The following is a 20,555-nucleotide window of genomic DNA, read 5'->3' as shown; positions in this document are numbered from 1 at the left end:
AAAGTAAAAAAAATTGGAGGAAATGCTATGAAAATAATAAACCCAAGTATAAAATTAGAAGATGAAATAGATAGCCAAAGAATTATAAAAAAGCTTGAAAGAATAGGTAGAGTTTGTTATAAAAGTGAAGGAAATATAAATGACGAATCAGCAGAAAAATTTATTTCTAACATTTTAAATAGAAATCATGAATCTGTTATAGAACACGAAAGTATATCTGTTAGAATTATATGTGATAGGGGCGTAACTCACGAAATTGTAAGACACAGAATAGCAAGTTATAGTCAGGAAAGTACAAGATATTGTAATTACTCAAATGATAAATTTGGAAATGAACTTACATTTATAAAACCTTGTTTTTTTGAAGAAGGTTCACATAAATATGAAATTTGGAAAAATTCAATGCAAAATGTTGAAAATGAATATATGGAACTTATAAGAGCTGGGGCAAAGCCACAGGAAGCTAGATCAATACTTCCAAACTCAATTAAAACAGAAATTGTAATGACAATGAACTTAAGAGAATGGAGACATTTCTTTTTATTAAGGTGTGATAAAGCAGCACATCCTCAAATGAGAGAAGTTGCAATTATGATTTTAAATATTTTTAAAGAAAAACTTCCATTGCTATTTGGAAATATTAAAGTTGAAGAATAGTTTTTTAGAATCTGGTAGTTTTACTAGATTCATTTATTATATATTAAGAAAAAGTTCACAATAAAGCATATAAATGGTATACTTATTAAAGAATTTTAAATTTTAATAATTAAATATAGGGGGAATATAATGGATTATAGAACTTATTTAAAAAATTATCCTGATGAAAATGGGAGATTTGGACCATATGGTGGCGCATATTTAAGTGATGAATTAAAACCAGCTTTTGAAGAAATATCAGAAGCATATCAAACAATATGCCATTCTTCAAAATTTATAAATGAACTTAGAAGAATTAGAAAAGAGTTTCAAGGAAGACCAACTCCAGTATATCATGCTGACAGATTATCAAGAACAATTGGAAATTGTCAAATTTATTTAAAAAGAGAAGATTTAAATCATACTGGTGCCCATAAACTTAATCATTGTATGGGTGAAGGACTTCTTGCAAAATACATGGGTAAAAAAAGGCTTATAGCAGAAACTGGTGCTGGACAACATGGTGTAGCACTTGCTACAGCAGCAGCTTACTTTGGACTTGAATGTGAAATACATATGGGAGAAGTTGACATAAAAAAGCAAGCTCCTAATGTTACAAGAATGAAAATATTAGGTGCTAAAGTAGTACCTGTTACTCATGGGTTAAAAACATTAAAAGAAGCAGTAGATTCTGCTTTTGAATCATATGCTAAGAATTACAAAGATTCTATTTATTGTATTGGTTCAGCATTGGGACCACATCCATTCCCACTTATGGTTCGTGATTTTCAATCTGTAATTGGTTATGAAGCTAAGGATCAATTTAAAGAAATGACAGGACTTATGCCAGAGGTTGTATGTGCAGCTGTTGGAGGAGGAAGTAATTCTATTGGTATGTTTATACCATTTCTTGATGAGCCAGCTACTGAAATAGTTGGAATTGAACCACTTGGAAGAGGAAAAAAATTAGGAGATCATGCAGCTTCAATGTCATTTGGAGAAAAAGGAATTATGCATGGATTTGAAAGTATAATGCTTAAAGATAAAGATGGTAATCCGGCACCTGTTTATTCAATTGCCAGTGGTCTTGATTATCCATCAGTAGGACCTGAACATGCATTTTTACATGATTTAGGAAGAGTAAATTATAATACTGTATCTGATGAAGAAGCCATGGAGGCATTTTATAAATTATCAAGATATGAAGGTATAATACCAGCAATTGAAAGTGCTCATGCTGTTGCATATGCTATGAGAAGAGCAAAGGAAATGAAGCAGGGATCTATTCTTGTATGCTTAAGTGGAAGAGGCGATAAGGATATAGATTATGCTGTAGAAAAATATGGACTTGGAGAACAATTCTTTAAATAATAAAAAAAGTTTCTTAGATTATAATCTGAGAAACTTTTTTATATCTATAAAATTATTTAGTAACTTTTTGCTTTTTTCTTAAATTTATTTTTGCTAATCCAATTATATAAATTAATGCTATACTTCCGTATACAAGTACTTTCATATCATGTGAATCAAATGTATCAGATGGTGTATTTGTACTTATTTGTGGAGTATCAGTTGTTGAAGGTGTGTTTGTGCTAATTTGTTCCTTGGAAATTGTTATACTGTCGTAAATTACAGGTTCTTTAATAATGGTATCAGTATTGGTGTCGTATTTAAAGGTATATGTTTTACTGGAAATTTTATCCTTTGATACTTCAAATATTGTGTAAAATTGTTCTTGTTTATCTGAACTTGTCAATCCATCTTGGTTATATTTAGCATCTGCTGAATTTATATCAAGGAAAGAGTAATTTGTACTTAGTGGATCTCCCTCTGAAACTTTGTAATCAATTTTTTTATACCATTTAAGTCCACCAGCATGTCCGCCTACCATATATAATGGAGAACCATTATGTTTGAAATAAGAACCATCATTATTTTGTGCAAGATTTGCATTGTTACCTTCTTTTGTGATAAACCCTCTTGCATATACATGGTCATGACCTTCTAAAACTATATCTACATTTAGGTCTGATAAAATAGGTCCCCAGTATTCTCTAGCTGCTTTTATATCTGAATCAACAATATGTGAAGCTCCAGTATAAATTGATTTGTGGAAAGATACTATAACCCACTTGTTATTATCTTTTGCTTCTTTAACTTCTTTTTCTAAATATTCCTTTTGGGCATTTCTTATTTCATCATTACTTTTGGCAGTTTCAAGATTTAGTACTATGAATTTTGCAGCGCCATAATTAAATGAGTAAACAGCATCAGAAACATCTGAAGAGGCAGAAGGTGCAGTTATATGTCCTGTAAAATTTGAAACATCATGATTTCCTTGAGTTACGGCAAGTAGGTGATTAGAAAACATATTTTGACCTTGGTCTTTATATAAACCTCCGTTATTAAAAAGATTTTCATATTGGCTTTCATCATCTGCATTGTTTGTAATATCACCAGCTATATACACAAGATTAATATCATTTTTTTTATTTATCATATTGCAAGTTGCTCCAAAAGCTTTGGCATTTATACTATTAGATACTTGAGTATCAGCAAGAAAAGCAAATTTTATTGTGTCATCACCTGAATCATTTAATGCAGTAGTTGTAGTAAAGCTTCCATCAAATGATTTATCTCCTGAAGTAATTGTATATGTATATTTTGTTTTTGAATTTAAGCCATTTATTAGAAGCATCACCATAGTAGTATATGCTTACTTCATCCCAATTTGTATAACTGTTATCAAAATAAACTGTTATGGTATCTGTTGAGTTGCTGTAGCCTTTGTATCATCAGCACTTGGTTTCGAGCTAAAAAACATTGTTACCATTAATATGGCAATAGTAAAGAGTGATAAGAGAGTATTTAAAGTTTTTTTCATAATAAAATCTCCTTTAGTATTTATTTTTGATTCAATAATAATATAAATATAATTTGTTAAAAATAGCTCAAATTTTATTTAAAAATAAAGTTAATTTTATATTAAAGGATGATTTTAATTGTAAATAAAAATTAATTTAAGTAAATAAAAAGTTAATTTTGTTGGAAAAGATAAATAAATTTCGATAGAATACGATAATGAATTATATGAAATAGCTATGTGTAAAATTATAAATTATTAGGGGGAAGTAATATGGTAAAAGTTAAGAGAAGTATGAAAACTGATTTAGTGGTGGTAACAAATATTATAATTTTTATAATAGTAATGATATTATCTGCTGTTACTGATTTAACTTTAAGAAAAAATCTTGATAACGAAGTGAAGGAAGGGTTAGAAGGTGTAGCTTATAGTGTATTAGATGTTTTAGAGAAGGGAACTGAAGGTGATATAGTTAAAGATAGTGCTGGTAATTTGAAAAAAGGTAATTTTGCAATAGGAATTGATAATGAATTTGTTGATTCTATAAAAGAACATACAAATATTGATGTTACTATCTTTGCGGGTGATACAAGAGTTGCAAGTTCAGTGAAAGATAGTAAAGGAGATAGAGTTGTAGGAACTAAAGCCAGCCATGAAATTATTGAAGAAGTTATTAATAAGGGAAATACATATTTTAGCAAGAAATTAGATATTGAAGGAACAAATTATTATGTATATTATGTGCCTATAAAAGATAAGTCAGGAGAAGTTATTGGAGTATCTGTTGCTGGAAAACCAACAGGTAAAGTTGATTCTATAGCATATTCTGGTATAATACGTCAAGCGATTTTTGGCTTTTTAGCTATTATTATAGCAGCAGGGGTAATTTATATAAGATCAAATTCTATAGCCAAATCCATAAATGGTGTTTGCGAATATCTTATGATTCTTTCTAAGGGTGATTTATCAAAATCTATTGATAAAAAATATATAGACAGAAAAGATGAAATAGGATTAATAGCCAAAGTTTCAGAAGAGTTAAAAGATAGTCTTAAATCCCTTATAGGAAAAACAATAGATGCTTCAAAATCATTAATAGATCATTCATCACAATTAGAGGTAATATCTGATGATTGCTTAAGAAATACAGAATCTGTAAATAGAGCTATGAATGAAATATCAAATGGTGCTATGTCACAAGCTGAAAATACTCAAAATGCTTCAGAAAAATCTATAAATATGGGTGACTTAATTAAAAATATAAAAGATAATGTCGATAACTTAGATAGTAGTACTGGAGCTATAAGTAAAGCTGAAAGTGATGCAGATAAAATAATTGAAGAATCTAGTGAATATAATAATGTTACAATAGATTCAGTAACAAAAATTGCACAACAAACAGAAAAAACAAATGAAGCAGTTAATAAAATTAAAAATGCAATTGAACTTATTACAGAAATTGCAGACCAAACTAATCTTTTAGCATTAAATGCAAGTATTGAAGCTGCAAGGGCTGGAGAAGCAGGCAAAGGATTTGCTGTTGTTGCAGAAGAAATTCAAAAGCTTGCAGATGAATCAAATAAGTCAGCTAAAACAATAGAGCAATCTATACAAGAACTTGCAGTTGAATCAGATAGAACTGTTTCAATTATGAAAAATGTAGAAGAAGCTGTTAATAACCAGAAAGTTAAAATTACCCAAACTAAAGATACTTTTAAAGTTGTAAGTAATGGAGTGATTAAATCTGTAGAAGATATACATGAAATAAGTAACCAAGCTGAAGGACTTGATAAAGTAAAAGATGGAATAATTGACATTTTACAAAACTTATCTGCAATTGCAGAAGAAAATGCTGCATCTACAGAGGAAACAACAGCATCTATGAATGAACTAGCAAGCACAATAGAAAAGGTATCTAAGTCATCAGAAAAATTAAAAGATTTAGCAGAGGACTTAGAAAAAAGCGTATCAATATTTAAAATTTAGATAAATAGGACTTCTTATGAAGAAATAAATTCATAGGAGGCCCTTATTTTTTAATAAAAATAATTATAAGAGGAGAGGTAATATACTTTTTTTATGGAAAAAGTCTTGTGGTATAATATAATAAAAAACAGAAGTGGAGATAATATGAAAGATAGAATTATTAAATATATGATGATTGTAAGTATATTTATTAGTGTATATGTAATTACTTATAATGGATTTGTTGGTCTTATGCAATCCCTTAGAGAAATTTGTGCAATAGTATTAATATGTATATTACAGTTAGCTATATCACTTAATGAAAAAAATAAAGTATTCTATATTTTTTTACAAATAATTATATGTTTTATTTGTTTTATTCTTAATATAAATTATATTGTATGTTTATGTCCCTTTATTACTTACTATGCCTTGAGAAATTATATTAATAAGTATTTTATTTTTGTAATTAATATGTTACTTACATTTATTACATATGGGTATCTCACTATAGAAATTATAGGTTATAATATGATTATACTATTTCTTTTAGATGAGGTTAATAACAATATTATTTCTACTGAAAAATTAAGAAAATTAAATAGAAATACAAGATATAGGAACTTTGATTTAGTAAATAAAATAAATAATTTTGATAAATATGTAGAACAAAGCAGAGTAGTTGCAACATTAAAGGAAAGGAATTATATATCTCAAAAACTTCATGATAGTTTGGGACATAGAATAACAGGATCATTAATGCAGCTTGAAGTAACTCTTGAAATGATAGATAAAGATAAAGAATTAAGTAAAAAGTTCTTGAAAAATGCAATGAATAATTTAAGAGAAGGAATGGATGAAATAAGAAGTTTTTTATCAAATATAAAGCCTGAAAATAAAGTATATAATTTTGAGGACATTAAAGAATTATTACTAAAATTTCAATATGAAACATCCATAAAAACTCTTTTTAACATTAAAGGTGATACATCAAAAATAAAAAGCAAATATTTAGAGGCAATAACTTTAAATATAAAAGAAGCATTAACAAACTGTGCAAAATATTCAGAAGCCACTAAAATAGAAGTATCTATTTATTGTTATAATAAAGTTATTAGGGTAGAAATAAAAGATAATGGAATAGGATGTAAAAGGGTAAATAAGGGGCTTGGATTAAGAGGAATGGAAGAAAGAATAGAAAAAATTAATGGAAGAGTAAATTATTCATGTGATAATGGTTTTATAATAAATATGATTATAATATTGGAGGACTAGAAATTGAGTGTAAAGATAATAATATGTGATGATGATAGCTTAATTAGAGAAAGTTTAAAAATATTATTACCATTAAAGGGTGATATAGAAGTAATTGGTATGTGCGAAAATGGCAAAGAAGCTATTGATTTTTGTACAAATAACTTAGTTGATGTGGCCTTAGTAGATATAAGAATGCCAGAAGTGAATGGTGTACAAGCTATAAAAGAAATAGTTGAAAAAACCAAAACTAAATGTCTTGTATTAACAACATTTGATGAAGAAGATTATATAAACGAAGCAATGGAATATGGTGCTAAAGGATATATTTTAAAAAATAGTTCTCCAGAGCAAATTGTTCATTCAATTATGTCTGTATATAATGATACGGTGGTGTTAAATGAAAATATATTAGATAAAATACATGGCAAAAGTAAAACTATAGAATTTTGCAAATATAATTTTACAGATAGAGAAAAAGAAATAATAGTTGCTATTAGTGAGGGATTAAGTAATAAAGAAATAAGTGCAAAATTATTTATATCAGAAGGAACAGTAAGAAATTATATAACAAATATTTTAGATAAAACTCAACTAGAACATAGAACTGCAATTGCTGTAAATTATTTGAAGGGGAATTTTTAATGTGACAAAAGTCATATAGAAAGATGATATTTCTAACTAAAGAAATATCATTTTTTTTTATATAATATGAATATAAAATAAATATAAGTTTTATCTAAATAAAAGAAATAAGGAGATGTAAGTATGAAATTATTAGAAATAAAAAATATTGTAAAAGAATATGATGACAATGTTGCTGTTGATGGTATAAACCTAACAGTAGAAAAAGGACAAATATATGGAATATTAGGACCTAATGGTGCTGGAAAAAGTACTTTAATAAGTATGATATGCGGCCTTAAAAACAAGACTTCTGGTGAAATAATTTATGAGGAAAAAGTTAATAATATAAGAAAATGGAAAGAAAATATAGGAATAGTTCCACAGGATTTTGCAATTTATTTTGATTTAACAGCAGAAGAAAATATTAGATTTTTTTGTTCATTATATGGATACAAAGGTGAAGAACTTAAAAAGAGAACTGCAAAAACATTAGATTTTATTGGCCTTACTGATGTGAAGGATAAAAAAGCAGATACTTTTTCAGGTGGTATGAAAAGAAGACTTAATATAGGATGTGCTATAGCTCATTCACCAAAACTTATTATTATGGATGAACCAACAGTAGGTATAGATCCACAGTCAAGAAATCATATTTTAGAATCAGTTTTAAAACTTAGAGATGAAGGAGCAACAATTATTTATACATCTCATTATATGCAAGAAGTTGAGGATATTTCTGATAAAATATCAATAATTGATAAGGGACATGTTATTGCAGAGGGAACTAGTGATGAATTAAAGAATTTAGTAGGAGATAAGAATGTTTTTAAATTAATATTATCTAAGAGAATAAAAGGACTAGAAGATAAGTTAATGGAAATATCAGAGGTAGAAAAAGTAATTGAAAATGATGGAGAATACAAAATTACTAGCTTGAAAAATACTAACTTAATGACAAAAGTAATAGAGATAGCTTATAGCTTAGGAGGTCAGGTTATTAGTTTTTCAAGTGAAAAACCAACTCTTGAAAATGTATTTTTAGCTTTAACTGGAAAACAATTAAGAGAATAGGGGTGATAAATGTGTTTATTTCATTATTAAACAAGGAATTTAAACAATTTGTTCGTAAAAAATCAAATGTTGTATTATTATTTGTTTTTCCAATTGTATTAATTACTACATTAGCTTTAGGTCTAGATAGTATAATGAATGGAAATTTAAATATATTTGGAAGCGAAGATGAAAAGTCAGTTGTATATTATTCCGTTGATGATAATTCACAATATAAAGATGGATTTAATACCTTTAAAGATGCTGTAAGTGACCAAGTTACCATAGATTTTAAAGAAGACAAGTTAGATAATGTAAAAGATGAAATTGATTCTTATGATGCAGTTGCTTTTGTTAAAGTAACAGAAGATGGTTTTTCAATGTATACATCTAAAAATGGTGATGATACTAAATCAAAAGTATTTAAACAAATTATGGAGAATGTTCTTAATAATTTTTCTACATATAAAACAATTGCAGAGGAAGATCCTATGGCAATGATGAATGTGGTGGAAAGTAAAATAGATGATGTATTAAATGATGAAACAGATGATTTAAGGAATTCATCATCATCAGAATATTATACTTTTGCAGAACTTGCTTTAATTATTTTGTATGTTTCTACCATTACATCTCTATCTACATTTAAAGAAAAGGAGCTTACAACTATTAACAGAGTAAGGCTTTCTAAGGTTTCTGAAGGAAAGATGATTTTTGCAAAAGTTATTTTTGGAACATTAATAGGTGTAGTTCAGACAGTTTTAGTTTGGGCATATTCAAGTATATTCCTAAATGTGAACTGGGGAGAAAATACATTTAAATTTATATTACTATTTATTACATTAGCATTATTTGCATCAATGTCAGGAGTTGTTGTGGGAGTTTCAGTAAATAAAGAAGGATCAGCAACTGGTATATTAAATACAGTTATAATTTTTATTTGTGCATTTGGAGGTTGTTACGTACCACTTTATGAAATAACAAATTCACAGTTTATGGCAACAGTTTGTAAGTTGAGTCCTATATATTGGATTAGCATATCAACTAACAGCATGATATGTGGTATTAAAACAGATAGCTATATAATTGCACTTATAGTTCCTATAGCTTTATCAATAATAATGCTTGTTATTTATTTACTAATAAATAAGAAAAGGGGGGCATTGTCAGATGTTTAGTATAATAAAAAATATATGTAAAGTTTTATTTAAAAGAAAAAGCTTTATAATAACTACCTTTATTTTGCCAATAGGAATAATATTATTATTTTCTTCAATGAATAGTTCTACATCATATTTCCCAATTGCAATTATTAATAATGATAAGGGAAAACTTGGGGATGTATTACAAGACAAGCTTCAAGATATGGATGGTATTGAAATTGATAATATAGACGAAAATGAAAATTATAAGCAGAAGTTGGCATTTCATAATTATGAGATGGTATTAAAGATTGATGAAGATTTTTCAGATAAAATACTTAATGGTGATGAATGTCCTATAGATTTTTATTCAATATCAGAAAGTGATTACAAATCAATACTAGAAAATACAATTGAAAATGAAATTAAGTCCTTGTCTACTATTGCAAGTAATGTGAAAGTAAATAATGATAATCTTGAAAATATAGTAAATGAATTTGAAAATAATAAGCCTGAACTAGAAACAACTGATAAAAATAAAAGAACTAATATTAAAGATGCTTTTGGTGTGATACTATACTTGATGGTTGTTTCAGCTGGAGTTATTTGTGAATATACTTTAGAAGATGAAAAGCTTGGTACAAAAGAAAGAATTCTTATGTCTAAGGTATCTGAAAAAACTTATTTTGGTGGTCAATGCATTATATATTTCTTACTTGCATGTGTGCCAGCTATAGAATATTACATTATTTGTATAGTAAATGATTTTGATTTTGGTTTTGATAATTCTTGGTATCTATTGATAATTCTTCTATCATCAGTACTTCTTAGTGTAGTATTTAGTATGTTTGTTGGATCACTTATAAAGGATAAAACCGTATATAACTTATCTTTAACTGCAGCTATTGTTCCAATATTCATGTTAAGTGGAGCATTTTGGCCATTTGAATTTATGGGATCTGCTCTTCAAGCTATAGGTAATTTTCTTCCTATAAGATGGATTATGGTAGCTATAGAAAGACTTCAAAATAATAATGATATTTTAAGCGTAATGCCAATAGTTGGAGCTGTAATATTAATTTCACTTTTATTATTCCTTCTTAGTATATTCTTTACAAGAAATAAAATAGTACTAGTTAAGAATAGAGAATAATTTGACAGGGAATATCTTAAATGATAGTATAACAATGCCAGCAATAATTATATTGCTGGCATAAAATTATTATAAAAGCAGGTAATATATAATGAAAGAAAAATTAAAAGTTAAAAAAATCGTTCTTAGTGGAATTTATATAGCAATTGCAACAGTTCTTGGAACATTATCTGTTCCTGTATTTGGTGGAAAAATGTCTCCTGTTCAGCATTTTATTAATGTAACAGCATCAATTACTTTAGGCCCTTTATATTCTGTTATATGTGCATTTATTACATCAATTTTAAGAAATGTCATTGGTACAGGAAGTCTTTTAGCTTTCCCAGGAAGTATGGTAGGTGCACTTGTGTCAGGAATTTTATATAAGATTACAAAGAAAACTGAAGGTGCATTAATAGGAGAGATTATTGGTACGGGAATTATAGGATCCCTTTTAGCTTATCCAGTAGCATCGCTTTTTATGGGTAAGAATGTAGCTGTATTTACTTATCTTATTCCATTTTTAATATCATGTATAGGTGGAGCTATTATAGCTTATGTATTTTTCAAGGTGCCATTTGTAAAAAAAATTATACAAAATAATGCTTTAAATTAAAAAGTGTTCATATAAAAATAAGCGTGATTCCATAATTTTAAATTCATATGGAGTCACGCTTTTTGTAATTATTATTTTATTATTTTTATAGATCCAAGTACAGGAATTTCTTTAGCTTTACCCATTAGAGCTGTTACCAACCCATATATAAAGGCTATTAATATTACAAAAGAAAGTAATTTAGGAACAGATCTTAATAGCTTATATAAACTCCATGGTAATATGTTGTAGAAAAATGAAAATGCATAAGATAATATTTGCACACAAACAGAAGAGATTAATAATACTAATGACTGATTTGCATGGAATTTTCCAAATCTTGAATTTGGAGCAGCAACAAGTGGTAAGAAGAATAAAATTCCAAGATAAGATAAACCGCTTATTATCTTATTATTTTCTATATCTATTTGATCAAAATATCCTGTAAAGTCAGAAGAACTTTGCATATTATAGTTATTTTGGTATTGGTTATTAAAACCATTTTGATATTGATTATTATATGAATTTTGGTATTGATTATTATATCCATTTTGATATTGGTTATTAAAACCATTTTGGTATTGATTGTTATAATTATTTTGATTATTCATGTTATTTTGATATTGATTGTTCATATTGTTTTGAACATTGGCATTGTTATAAAAATCATTTCTATTATTTGCTGCAGTTTGAGATTGGTCACTATAAAAGTCATTTTGAAAATTTTTATTATTTTGGCTGTTAAATCCATTGTAATTATTTTCTGACATTAAAATTATCCCCCTTAAAATTTTATACAATTATTATTTAATCATATTTTTATGGGATTATCAATAGTCATGAATTAATGCTATATAAATGCTTCATTTAGTAAATATATAGATAAATTTAAGTAACCAGCAAAAACAATCCAAGTAATATAAGGAATTTGAAGAAAAGCTGATGTTTTGTTGAGTTTATAAAATTTAAAAAACATAATAATTACAAATGATAATAAGACTATTAAACATATAAATGATACAAAATAAAGTCTTAAATTAAAAAATATTAATGACCATATAAAATTAAAAAACAGCTGAATATAAAAGATTATTGATGCACTTTTTTTTCTATGAAAATTATAATCTAAATTTTGGCTATAACCACTTTTACAAGATTGTGTTAAATAGAAAGAGGTACCCATTAAAATATATAAAATAGGCCATACTATCATAAAAACTATAGGTGGTGGTGATAAAAAAGGCTTTTTTATTACATCATATATATTCATGTTATTTTTTGTAAGTAAATATGATATAAATCCAGTTAAGATAGGAATAATTAAACATTTTATAAATTCTAAAAAATTGAATTTACGGCATTTTTTCATATACATCACCTCCAAGTATTTTATTATATTTTATGCATTTTTATGAGTAGTCTTTTTTTGTTGAAATATAAGTAAAATAATCAATAATTTGACATAAAATTAATATTGTAATAAAATTGTATGGATTATTATAGCTAAAAAGAGGTTTTGTATGTGAAAATTGATGATATTAATTTTATTAATTATAAACCTAAAGGAAGGGAAAATGTTAAAAACTTAATTGGATTAATTATTGTTATAAATATATTTTTAATTGGAAGTTTTATAGTTCTTTTTTCAGATGTATATAGAAATTATGCTAATTTAAAAAGCGGTGAATATGAAATGGTAACTGGAAAGGTTATAGAACCTACATATTTTTCTGATACATCATCATCTTTAAAAGTAGAATATAAAGATTATAATAAAGTAATTGAAAGAAGGGTTATTTCAAATAGATATTATAAAACAGGAACAAAAATAGATCTTATGATAAATAAAAATAATATAAATGATATTAGGGTTATATCATTAGCATCTCAATATATTACTGCTAAATGGATTATAATAGCTACAATTACCATAAATATCATATTAGCTACTATTATAACATTTACCATTAAGAATACAAAAACTTCAAAAAACAGAAGTATAAGATATAATGAAATTAAAAGCATTAATTCTGTAATGTTAAGAAAAAATAAAAAAGAAAATCATATAAGAAGAGTTGATAAAAAATATTCAAAGTTGAAAGATATAAGTTTTAATAATAAAAAAGTATATATATACATAGGTTGTAGTTTGATTATTTTAGGAGTTTCTGTAAAGTTGTTATTAAATTTTTATAATAATTATATTATAAAAAATTCACTATCTTGGGATATTGTTAGCGCAAGAGTTACTGAAGATAAACATTTTGACAATGAAACAAAAACATATACAGCAAAAAATAGTAGATATACATTTGATTTTTACTATAAGGGTAGAAAACAAAAAGTATCATTAGAATCTATTGACAAATTAAAGAATGGAGATATGGTAGATCTAGCAATAAAAAATGAAGACATTACAACAGTAAGAAAGGCAGAAAATAGAATAAGTATCTCAAATTATATTCTAATTATATGTATTTGCATGTTCTTTTTGTATTTTACAAGAATTGAAAATAGCTGTTTTAAGTGCCCAAATTAGATAGGGTTTTGGGCACTATTAAATCTTATTTGCTTTTTTCTCTGTTTATAGTAACAATAAATAAAATTGAGTTTATTATTGCAACAATACAAAAAATAAGTAGAAGTATACAGGAAAAGAAGTTAGAAACAAAATTCATAAGTGGATTAAGCAAATCAAGTATTAAAAACACAATAAATGTTCCTGCAAGTATAATAGATATATGACATAATATTTTTCTCAAACTAGTTTACCTCCTCTATAAATATTCCATCAGTAATTTCTGTACTTTTATTACTTGGACTATTAATATAATCATTATTAAAAGTCATAAAAGAACAGTGGCCTCCATCAAGATTGTAAGCTGATTTACATCCAAGTGATTCAAAAATCTTTGCAAGATCATCTAGAAGAAGACCATTAGAAGAATTTAAGCCTCTGCCATCTACTACTACAAAACAGTAATGTCCTGGACTAAAATATCCAATGGCTGTTCTTGGATGATATCCTTTTATGTAGCTTGATGTATTAAATGTTTTAGAAGCTTTACCTTCCTTATCTAAAAGGCATGGACCAAAAACCCATGTTTGATACACATCATTATAATTAATGTCTTTTGATTTATATTCATCATTTGTGTATGTTTCCATAATTCCATTATTATAAAGTATACATACATCAGAGGTTGTATCTTCAAGTCTATATACTGTGCCATTTCTTATTAAAGGACCAGCTGAATTTTTTGACTTATTGTAGCTATAAGAATCACCGTTTATAGATATAATAGATTTATTTTCCTTTGACATATTAAGTAGTGAATCAGTATATCCAGTACCATAAGTGCTTTTGGCAAAGTGTGTTTTTAAACTATTTATATTTGCAATATATATATCGGCTACATAATAATTAGTAGTATTTTTCATATTATCATTTTTATTAAGATCTTCATCCTTACTATTTTCATTATTTATAGAAGGATTGTACATATTATAATTAGATAAATCTAAATTTGATTTTTCAGAGGATTTGCTATTAGAATCTTTATTTACAATAGATGAATCAGCTGAATTAACATATATTTTTTTACTAATAGTTACAGATACATTAGAGCTTTTATAAGTAGAATTATTTTGAATATTTTCAGATAAATCTTTATCTGATTGTATACTATTTTCTACTTGCTTATTTTCTTCGTTTTTTTCTTTATGAGGCATTAAGTATACAAAATAATAATTAGAAAAAACTATAAGAGATATTAATGATATATCTAATATAGTAAAAAAAAGTATTTTTAATATTTTTTTTATTATCATATAAAAATCCTCCCAGATTTTATGTTAAACTATTATAATATTATAAGACTTTTTTATTATAAGTAAAATATAAAGATGGTGATAATTTGGAAAATAATACAATTGGTAATGATAAATTTTTAAAGGATAATATAAATAATGATGAAAAACTCCATAAAGATTTAAAATATTTTCAAAAATTAAAGGATGAATTTTTTGAAGATGATAAAAATGAAGAGTTTTTTTCTTTATGTAGCAATAATTATAAAAAAATAATAAAAATGCAGAAGGAAAAATTTGATAAATATAATATAAGAAGAAGTATAAAAATAAAGGAAGAGGAAATAAAAAAGGCTTTTTCAAAAAATATAAATAGTAGAAATCTTTATGTAGATATAAAAAATACAATTTGTAAAGAATACATATGTTACGATGAAGTTTTATATAAAGGTAAGGAAAAGTCTCATTTAGAGTATTTAATAAATTATAATAATGATTCTCAAAAAGGCTTTATAGAAAGCTGTAATACTAAATATTTAAATGAAAATATAAAACAAAGTTTTTTTAAATACATTGTTATATTTCTTTTGTATTTATTGTTTTTAGTAGGACTTTTTTTTAAGCTTAAAAGTATTGGTGGTACAATGATTTTTATTAGATATGCTATTTTAGCTACTGTATTATCAATATTAATAGTAAAAATAGTTCCTAAGATCAAAAAAAGAAGAAACAAGAAAAAGAAAAGAACAATAAATTCAAGTGCTGAATTACAATTTTACAAAAAATATCCCCTTATAAATTTAAATGCATTTTTATTAGGTTTAGTTTGGAAAATAAAAGCTGTACATTATGCAAATAATGAAAATGATCTTCAAGGAATTGTTCATAACTTAGATTTATATGATATTGTAAAATCCTATGAAAATGTTTTTGAATGTTCTGTTAATGACATAAAACTTATTAATATATATGAAGATAGGAGCACAATAAAAATAAATATTAGATGCTTTTTAAGATTATATAGATTTACTGATGATTATAAAGAAAACTTTTCAGATAAAAAAAGTTCAGGATGTAATAATATAAAAGTGACTAATGAGGAACTGTTAATTACATTAAAAGCGCTAAATAATGATAATTGTGATAATGATTTTAAAATTTCAGAATACAAAATATTGTAAAGTTATTAATTTGACCAAATGATAAAAAAATGATATTTTATTATTAGTTATACGACTGACGGAAGTGGAATTGACCACATGAAGTATAATTTATTAATTAAGCCGACCGTCTGGGCAAAGAGTAATTTTACTCTTTCTTACATAAAGGAGTGTAACATATGAAAGAATTAGAATTAAAGTATGGATGTAATCCTAATCAAAAACCAGCTAAAATTTATATGAAAAATGGTGAGCTTCCTATTACTATTTTAAATGGTAGACCTGGTTATATTAATCTTCTTGATGCATTTAACAGCTGGCAGCTTGTAAAAGAATTAAAAGAAGCTACAGGACTTAAAGCGGCAGCATCATTTAAGCACGTTAGCCCTGCAGGTGCAGCAGTTTCTATTCCTTTAGACGAAACATTAAAAAAGGTATATTTTGTAGAAGGAATTGAACTTTCAGATATGGCTACTGCTTATATAAGAGCAAGAGGAGCAGATAGAATGTCTTCTTATGGAGATTTTGTTGCATTATCAGATGAATGTGATAAACAAACTGCAGAATTTTTAAGCAGAGAAGTTTCTGATGGTATTATTGCACCATCATATTCTAAGGAAGCATTAGAAATATTAAAGAAAAAGCGTAAAGGCACATATCTTGTAATTCAAATGGATCCAAATTATGAACCAGAAGCACAAGAAACTAAACAAGTTTATGGTGTATGCTTTGAGCAAGGAAGAAACAATTCAAAAATTTCAGAAGAACTTTTAAATAATCTTCCAACTAAAAACAAGACTTTATCAAAAGAAGCTAAAATTGATTTAATTATTTCATTAATTACATTAAAATACACTCAATCTAATTCAGTATGCTATGTAAAGGGTGGTCAAGCTATAGGAATTGGTGCTGGTCAGCAATCAAGAATTCATTGCACAAGACTTGCAGGAAATAAAGCTGATACATGGTATTTAAGACAAAATCCAAAGGTATTAAATCTTCCATTTAAAGAAGATATAAGAAGAGCAGATAGAGATAATGCTATTGATGTTTATATATCAGAAGAACATGATGATGTATTAAGAGATGGGGAATGGCAAAGGGTATTTACTAAAAAGCCAGAAGTACTTACAATGGAAGAAAAGAAAGCATGGCTTGCTACAATGACAGATGTTGCTCTTGGTTCAGATGCATTCTTCCCATTTGGAGATAACATTGAAAGAGCCCATAAAAGTGGAGTTAAATATATAGCTCAGCCAGGTGGTTCAATAAGAGATGATAATGTTATAGAAACTTGTGATAAATATGATATTGCTATGGCATTTACAGGTCTTAGATTGTTCCACCATTAAAATTAAGAAAATAAAAAAAGTATGCTAAAAAATTTTGGCATACTTTTTATTTTAGTATTTAAACTTAATTATTATTTCTTTTATTTCACCTTTAGAATTTTTTCTGATATTAAAATCTTTAATATCTGGACAATCACATTCTAATTGGTGAGTAAGTTCATTAACAGTTGCTTTAACTTTTTTAGTTAAATCACCATCTTCTATTATAGAAAATCTTGATTTTCTACAAGTTATTTCATTTCTATCATCATCTACTATAACATAGTATTCAGGAGCTTCTTCAATAACTTTATATTCTTTGTGCAAAGTTAAAGTAGAGCATAAGTTATTATCAATACATTTTACAATCATTCTCATTACCTCCATCCATAAATTTAAATTTATTATAGTTGAAAAATATAATAACTATATAAATATCATATTATAATTATTACTTTGTGTCTATAAAATTATGTATAAAAAAATATTAAAATGTTATATTTTTATAAAAAAATAAAAAAAATAGTTAAAAAATCATAAAAATTTAAAAATGAAGGTTGTTTGAAAGGAAGACTTTTGCTAGAATAGATTTAGGATAAAATTACCCCAGTGGGACAATTTTTGACCAATAATGACCAATAAATTATATAGCTTATTATTTGTTGAAGTTATAATAATTCGGGAGGAGAAATTAAGTATGATGTATTCAAGAGAAGTTGAAGAAATGTGCGTAGTTAATAGAGGCACAAATCATGGTCCAGCACCAATCCCAGAAGAAGGAAAATGGGTAAGATCAAAAGAAGTTAAGGATATTTCAGGATTAACTCATGGAATTGGTTGGTGTGCACCACAACAAGGAGCGTGTAAGTTAACTTTAAATGTTAAGGATGGAATAATTGAAGAAGCATTAGTTGAAACTATAGGATGCTCAGGAATGACTCATTCTGCTGCAATGGCATCTGAAATATTACCAGGAAAAACTATATTAGAAGCTTTAAACACAGATTTAGTTTGTGATGCTATAAATACAGCTATGAGAGAATTATTCTTACAAATAGTTTATGGAAGAACTCAAACTGCTTTCTCAGAAGGTGGACTACCTATAGGAGCAGGTCTTGAAGATTTAGGTAAAGGTCTTAGAAGCCAAGTTGGTACTATGTATGGTACTCAAGCTAAAGGTCCTAGATATTTAGAAATGGCTGAAGGATATGTAACAGATGTTGCACTTGACAATGATAACGAAATAATCGGATACAAATTCGTTCACTTAGGAAAGATGATGGAAAACATCTCTAAGGGTATGGATGCTAATGAAGCTTTAGAAAAAGCTAAAGGTCAATACGGAAGAGTTGACGATGCAGTTAAATTTGTTAACCCAAGAAACGAATAGTATATATAGATTATAAGGAGGATTTTTAAAATGCCATTATTTGAAAGTTATGAAAGAAGAATTGATCAAATCACTCCAGTATTAAAGAAATACGGAATGGAAAAAATAGAAGATGCTAAAGAAGTTTGTGCATCAATTGGAATAGATCCATATACAATAGTTAAGGAAACTCAACCAATAGCATTTGAAAATGCTGGATGGGCATATACTTTAGGTGCTGCTATAGCAATAAAGAAAGGATGTAAAAAAGCTGCTGATGCTGCTGAAGCTATCGGAGAAGGATTACAAGCATTCTGTATTCCTGGTTCAGTTGCAGATGACAGAAAAGTTGGTTTAGGACATGGTAACTTAGGAGCTATGCTTTTAAGAGAAGAAACTAAATGTTTTGCATTCCTTGCTGGTCACGAAAGTTTTGCTGCTGCAGAAGGTGCTATTAAAATAGCTGAAAAAGCAAACAAAGTAAGAAAAGAACCTTTAAGAGTTATCTTAAATGGTCTTGGAAAAGATGCTGCAAAAGTAATTTCAAGAATCAACGGTTTCACTTATGTTCAAACTGATTTTGATTTCTATACAGGAAAAGTTACAATAGTATCTGAAAAAGCTTACTCAAATGGAGATAGAGCTAAAGTTAGATGTTATGGAGCTAATGATGTTAGAGAAGGTGTTGCTATAATGCACTTAGAAGGTGTTGACGTATCAATCACTGGTAACTCAACTAACCCAACTAGATTCCAACATCCAGTTGCAGGTACTTATAAGAAAGAATGTATCGAACAAGGTAAGAAATACTTCTCAGTTGCATCAGGTGGTGGTACTGGAAGAACTCTTCACCCAGATAACATGGCAGCAGGTCCAGCTTCTTATGGTATGACTGATACTATGGGAAGAATGCACTCAGATGCACAATTTGCAGGATCTTCATCAGTTCCAGCTCACGTTGAAATGATGGGTCTTATCGGTATGGGTAACAACCCAATGGTTGGTGCTACTGTTGCAGTTGCTGTTGCAGTTGAAGAAGGTATGAACAAGTAGTATAAAAAACCTAGTGTTTATAAGTATTTAGACTAATTTTAAGATGTTCGCATTTAGCAGATAAATATATCTGAAAATGTGAACATCTTTTTTTTATATAAAAAGCTTGCTCACGTTCTTAGGTGTGAGGAGGTAGTATAAAAAAATGCAAAAAATATCTTGGTAGTAATTATGGTAGAATTATGTTCATAACGTTTAGTTATTAATTGAAAGAATAAATTAGCACCTAATTTATCTATTGGTAAATAACCAATTTCATCAATTATTAAAAGTTTATATTTATTATAATGTTTCAATCTAGCTTCTAATCTGTTTTCATTGTATGCTTTTCTAAGATTTTGTATTAAATCATGGCAACTTATAAAGTATGTCAGATAACGTTTACTAGCTGCTTCAACTCTGTATTCCCAGCCACCATTTCTTTTTCTAACGCCAAGAGTTGTAGCCATAAAAATTATCTGCTACTTAAAATGTAATCAAATATAAACATTTTAAGAATTTTACTGTTTCAATGTATCTGCTTTTGTTATAAAAACTACTTGCATTTGATATGATACTCCACAGTCGT

General features: G+C 27.0%; 22 protein-coding genes and 1 riboswitch. Of the genes, 14 read left to right on the top strand and 8 right to left on the bottom strand.

Features of this window, described 5'->3' with window-relative positions; translation table 11 throughout:
• Positions 1-27 precede the first annotated feature (27 nt).
• Together thyX and trpB are read left to right on the top strand one after the other, a co-directional pair.
• A complete protein-coding gene (gene thyX, locus ACTNAO_RS08335) occupies positions 28-657 on the top strand; it encodes an FAD-dependent thymidylate synthase (protein WP_441028009.1) in 630 nt (209 codons plus the stop codon).
• A 129-nt stretch (positions 658-786) separates the two neighbouring features.
• A complete protein-coding gene (gene trpB / locus ACTNAO_RS08330) occupies positions 787-2,007 on the top strand; it encodes a tryptophan synthase subunit beta (RefSeq protein WP_441028008.1) in 1,221 nt (406 codons plus the stop codon).
• Positions 2,008-2,059: 52 nt separating this feature from the next.
• On the opposite strand, the gene ACTNAO_RS08325 is transcribed toward trpB, so the two are convergent.
• Positions 2,060-3,340: a metallophosphoesterase family protein gene (locus ACTNAO_RS08325; protein ID WP_441028007.1), complete on the bottom strand. Its 1,281-nt coding sequence runs from the start codon at positions 3,338-3,340 to the stop codon at positions 2,060-2,062.
• A 54-nt stretch (positions 3,341-3,394) separates the two neighbouring features.
• On the bottom strand, positions 3,395-3,520 hold the full coding sequence (locus ACTNAO_RS08320; RefSeq protein ID WP_441028006.1) for a hypothetical protein: 126 nt from the start codon (positions 3,518-3,520) through the stop codon (positions 3,395-3,397).
• Between the two features lie 252 nt (positions 3,521-3,772).
• Here ACTNAO_RS08320 and ACTNAO_RS08315 point away from each other — a divergent pair, with 252 nt between their 5' ends.
• The 7 genes from ACTNAO_RS08315 to thiW all read left to right on the top strand — a co-directional run bounded on the left by ACTNAO_RS08315 (position 3,773) and on the right by thiW (position 11,285).
• Positions 3,773-5,485, top strand: a complete 1,713-nt coding sequence (locus ACTNAO_RS08315; protein ID WP_441028005.1) for a methyl-accepting chemotaxis protein — start codon at positions 3,773-3,775, stop codon at positions 5,483-5,485.
• Between the two features lie 144 nt (positions 5,486-5,629).
• Positions 5,630-6,739, top strand: a complete 1,110-nt coding sequence (locus ACTNAO_RS08310; protein ID WP_441028004.1) for a sensor histidine kinase — start codon at positions 5,630-5,632, stop codon at positions 6,737-6,739.
• A 3-nt stretch (positions 6,740-6,742) separates the two neighbouring features.
• Positions 6,743-7,363: a response regulator transcription factor gene (locus tag ACTNAO_RS08305; RefSeq protein ID WP_441028003.1), complete on the top strand. Its 621-nt coding sequence runs from the start codon at positions 6,743-6,745 to the stop codon at positions 7,361-7,363.
• 123 nt (positions 7,364-7,486) lie between these two features.
• Entirely contained in the window at positions 7,487-8,416 is a 930-nt protein-coding gene (locus ACTNAO_RS08300; RefSeq protein WP_441028002.1) for an ATP-binding cassette domain-containing protein, read from the top strand.
• Positions 8,417-8,427: 11 nt separating this feature from the next.
• On the top strand, positions 8,428-9,573 hold the full coding sequence (locus ACTNAO_RS08295; protein WP_441028001.1) for an ABC transporter permease: 1,146 nt from the start codon (positions 8,428-8,430) through the stop codon (positions 9,571-9,573).
• Entirely contained in the window at positions 9,566-10,690 is a 1,125-nt protein-coding gene (locus ACTNAO_RS08290) for an ABC transporter permease (RefSeq protein ID WP_441028000.1), read from the top strand. Before ACTNAO_RS08295 ends, ACTNAO_RS08290 begins: the two co-directional genes overlap by 8 nt.
• Before the next feature lie 91 nt (positions 10,691-10,781).
• On the top strand, positions 10,782-11,285 hold the full coding sequence (thiW, locus tag ACTNAO_RS08285; protein WP_441027999.1) for an energy coupling factor transporter S component ThiW: 504 nt from the start codon (positions 10,782-10,784) through the stop codon (positions 11,283-11,285).
• Positions 11,286-11,356: 71 nt separating this feature from the next.
• Here thiW and ACTNAO_RS08280 read toward each other — a convergent pair whose 3' ends face one another.
• Together ACTNAO_RS08280 and ACTNAO_RS08275 are read right to left on the bottom strand one after the other, a co-directional pair.
• Complete coding sequence (locus ACTNAO_RS08280) at positions 11,357-12,034, bottom strand: hypothetical protein (protein WP_441027998.1); 678 nt, start codon at positions 12,032-12,034, stop codon at positions 11,357-11,359.
• A gap of 80 nt (positions 12,035-12,114) precedes the next feature.
• Positions 12,115-12,633 carry a TspO/MBR family protein gene (locus tag ACTNAO_RS08275; protein WP_441027997.1) on the bottom strand — a complete coding sequence of 173 codons (519 nt, stop codon included), beginning with the start codon at positions 12,631-12,633 and terminating at the stop codon, positions 12,115-12,117.
• Positions 12,634-12,786: 153 nt separating this feature from the next.
• Between ACTNAO_RS08275 and ACTNAO_RS08270 the strand changes: the two genes are divergently transcribed.
• A complete protein-coding gene (locus ACTNAO_RS08270; RefSeq protein WP_441027996.1) occupies positions 12,787-13,803 on the top strand; it encodes a hypothetical protein in 1,017 nt (338 codons plus the stop codon).
• Between the two features lie 25 nt (positions 13,804-13,828).
• Here ACTNAO_RS08270 and ACTNAO_RS08265 read toward each other — a convergent pair whose 3' ends face one another.
• Together ACTNAO_RS08265 and ACTNAO_RS08260 are read right to left on the bottom strand one after the other, a co-directional pair.
• Complete coding sequence (locus ACTNAO_RS08265; protein ID WP_441027995.1) at positions 13,829-14,026, bottom strand: hypothetical protein; 198 nt, start codon at positions 14,024-14,026, stop codon at positions 13,829-13,831.
• Position 14,027: 1 nt separating this feature from the next.
• Entirely contained in the window at positions 14,028-15,095 is a 1,068-nt protein-coding gene (locus ACTNAO_RS08260; protein ID WP_441027994.1) for a phosphodiester glycosidase family protein, read from the bottom strand.
• 86 nt (positions 15,096-15,181) lie between these two features.
• On the opposite strand from ACTNAO_RS08260, the gene ACTNAO_RS08255 reads away from it, so the two are divergent.
• Both ACTNAO_RS08255 and ACTNAO_RS08250 read left to right on the top strand, forming a co-directional pair.
• Positions 15,182-16,255 (top strand): hypothetical protein, encoded by a 1,074-nt coding sequence (locus tag ACTNAO_RS08255; RefSeq protein WP_441027993.1) that lies wholly within the window; start codon positions 15,182-15,184, stop codon positions 16,253-16,255.
• 41 nt (positions 16,256-16,296) lie between these two features.
• A riboswitch (ZMP/ZTP riboswitch) is annotated at positions 16,297-16,378 on the top strand.
• A 35-nt stretch (positions 16,379-16,413) separates the two neighbouring features.
• Positions 16,414-17,586, top strand: coding sequence for a phosphoribosylaminoimidazolecarboxamide formyltransferase (locus ACTNAO_RS08250; RefSeq protein ID WP_441027992.1), 1,173 nt, complete (start codon positions 16,414-16,416; stop codon positions 17,584-17,586).
• A 51-nt stretch (positions 17,587-17,637) separates the two neighbouring features.
• Here ACTNAO_RS08250 and ACTNAO_RS08245 read toward each other — a convergent pair whose 3' ends face one another.
• A complete protein-coding gene (locus ACTNAO_RS08245) occupies positions 17,638-17,937 on the bottom strand; it encodes a hypothetical protein (protein WP_441027991.1) in 300 nt (99 codons plus the stop codon).
• A 325-nt stretch (positions 17,938-18,262) separates the two neighbouring features.
• Here ACTNAO_RS08245 and ACTNAO_RS08240 point away from each other — a divergent pair, with 325 nt between their 5' ends.
• Both ACTNAO_RS08240 and ACTNAO_RS08235 read left to right on the top strand, forming a co-directional pair.
• Positions 18,263-18,955 carry an iron-sulfur cluster assembly scaffold protein gene (locus tag ACTNAO_RS08240; protein WP_441027990.1) on the top strand — a complete coding sequence of 231 codons (693 nt, stop codon included), beginning with the start codon at positions 18,263-18,265 and terminating at the stop codon, positions 18,953-18,955.
• Positions 18,956-18,985: 30 nt separating this feature from the next.
• Positions 18,986-19,987: a GGGtGRT protein gene (locus tag ACTNAO_RS08235; RefSeq protein WP_441027989.1), complete on the top strand. Its 1,002-nt coding sequence runs from the start codon at positions 18,986-18,988 to the stop codon at positions 19,985-19,987.
• Positions 19,988-20,097: 110 nt separating this feature from the next.
• On the opposite strand, the gene ACTNAO_RS08230 is transcribed toward ACTNAO_RS08235, so the two are convergent.
• Entirely contained in the window at positions 20,098-20,436 is a 339-nt protein-coding gene (locus ACTNAO_RS08230; RefSeq protein ID WP_441027988.1) for an ATP-binding protein, read from the bottom strand.
• Positions 20,437-20,555 lie beyond the last annotated feature (119 nt).

It is taken from the genome of Clostridium sp. HCP1S3_C6, assembly GCF_052066735.1.
Lineage (GTDB): Bacteria > Bacillota > Clostridia > Clostridiales > Clostridiaceae > Clostridium.
This window is presented reverse-complemented; position numbering and strand designations above follow the sequence as displayed.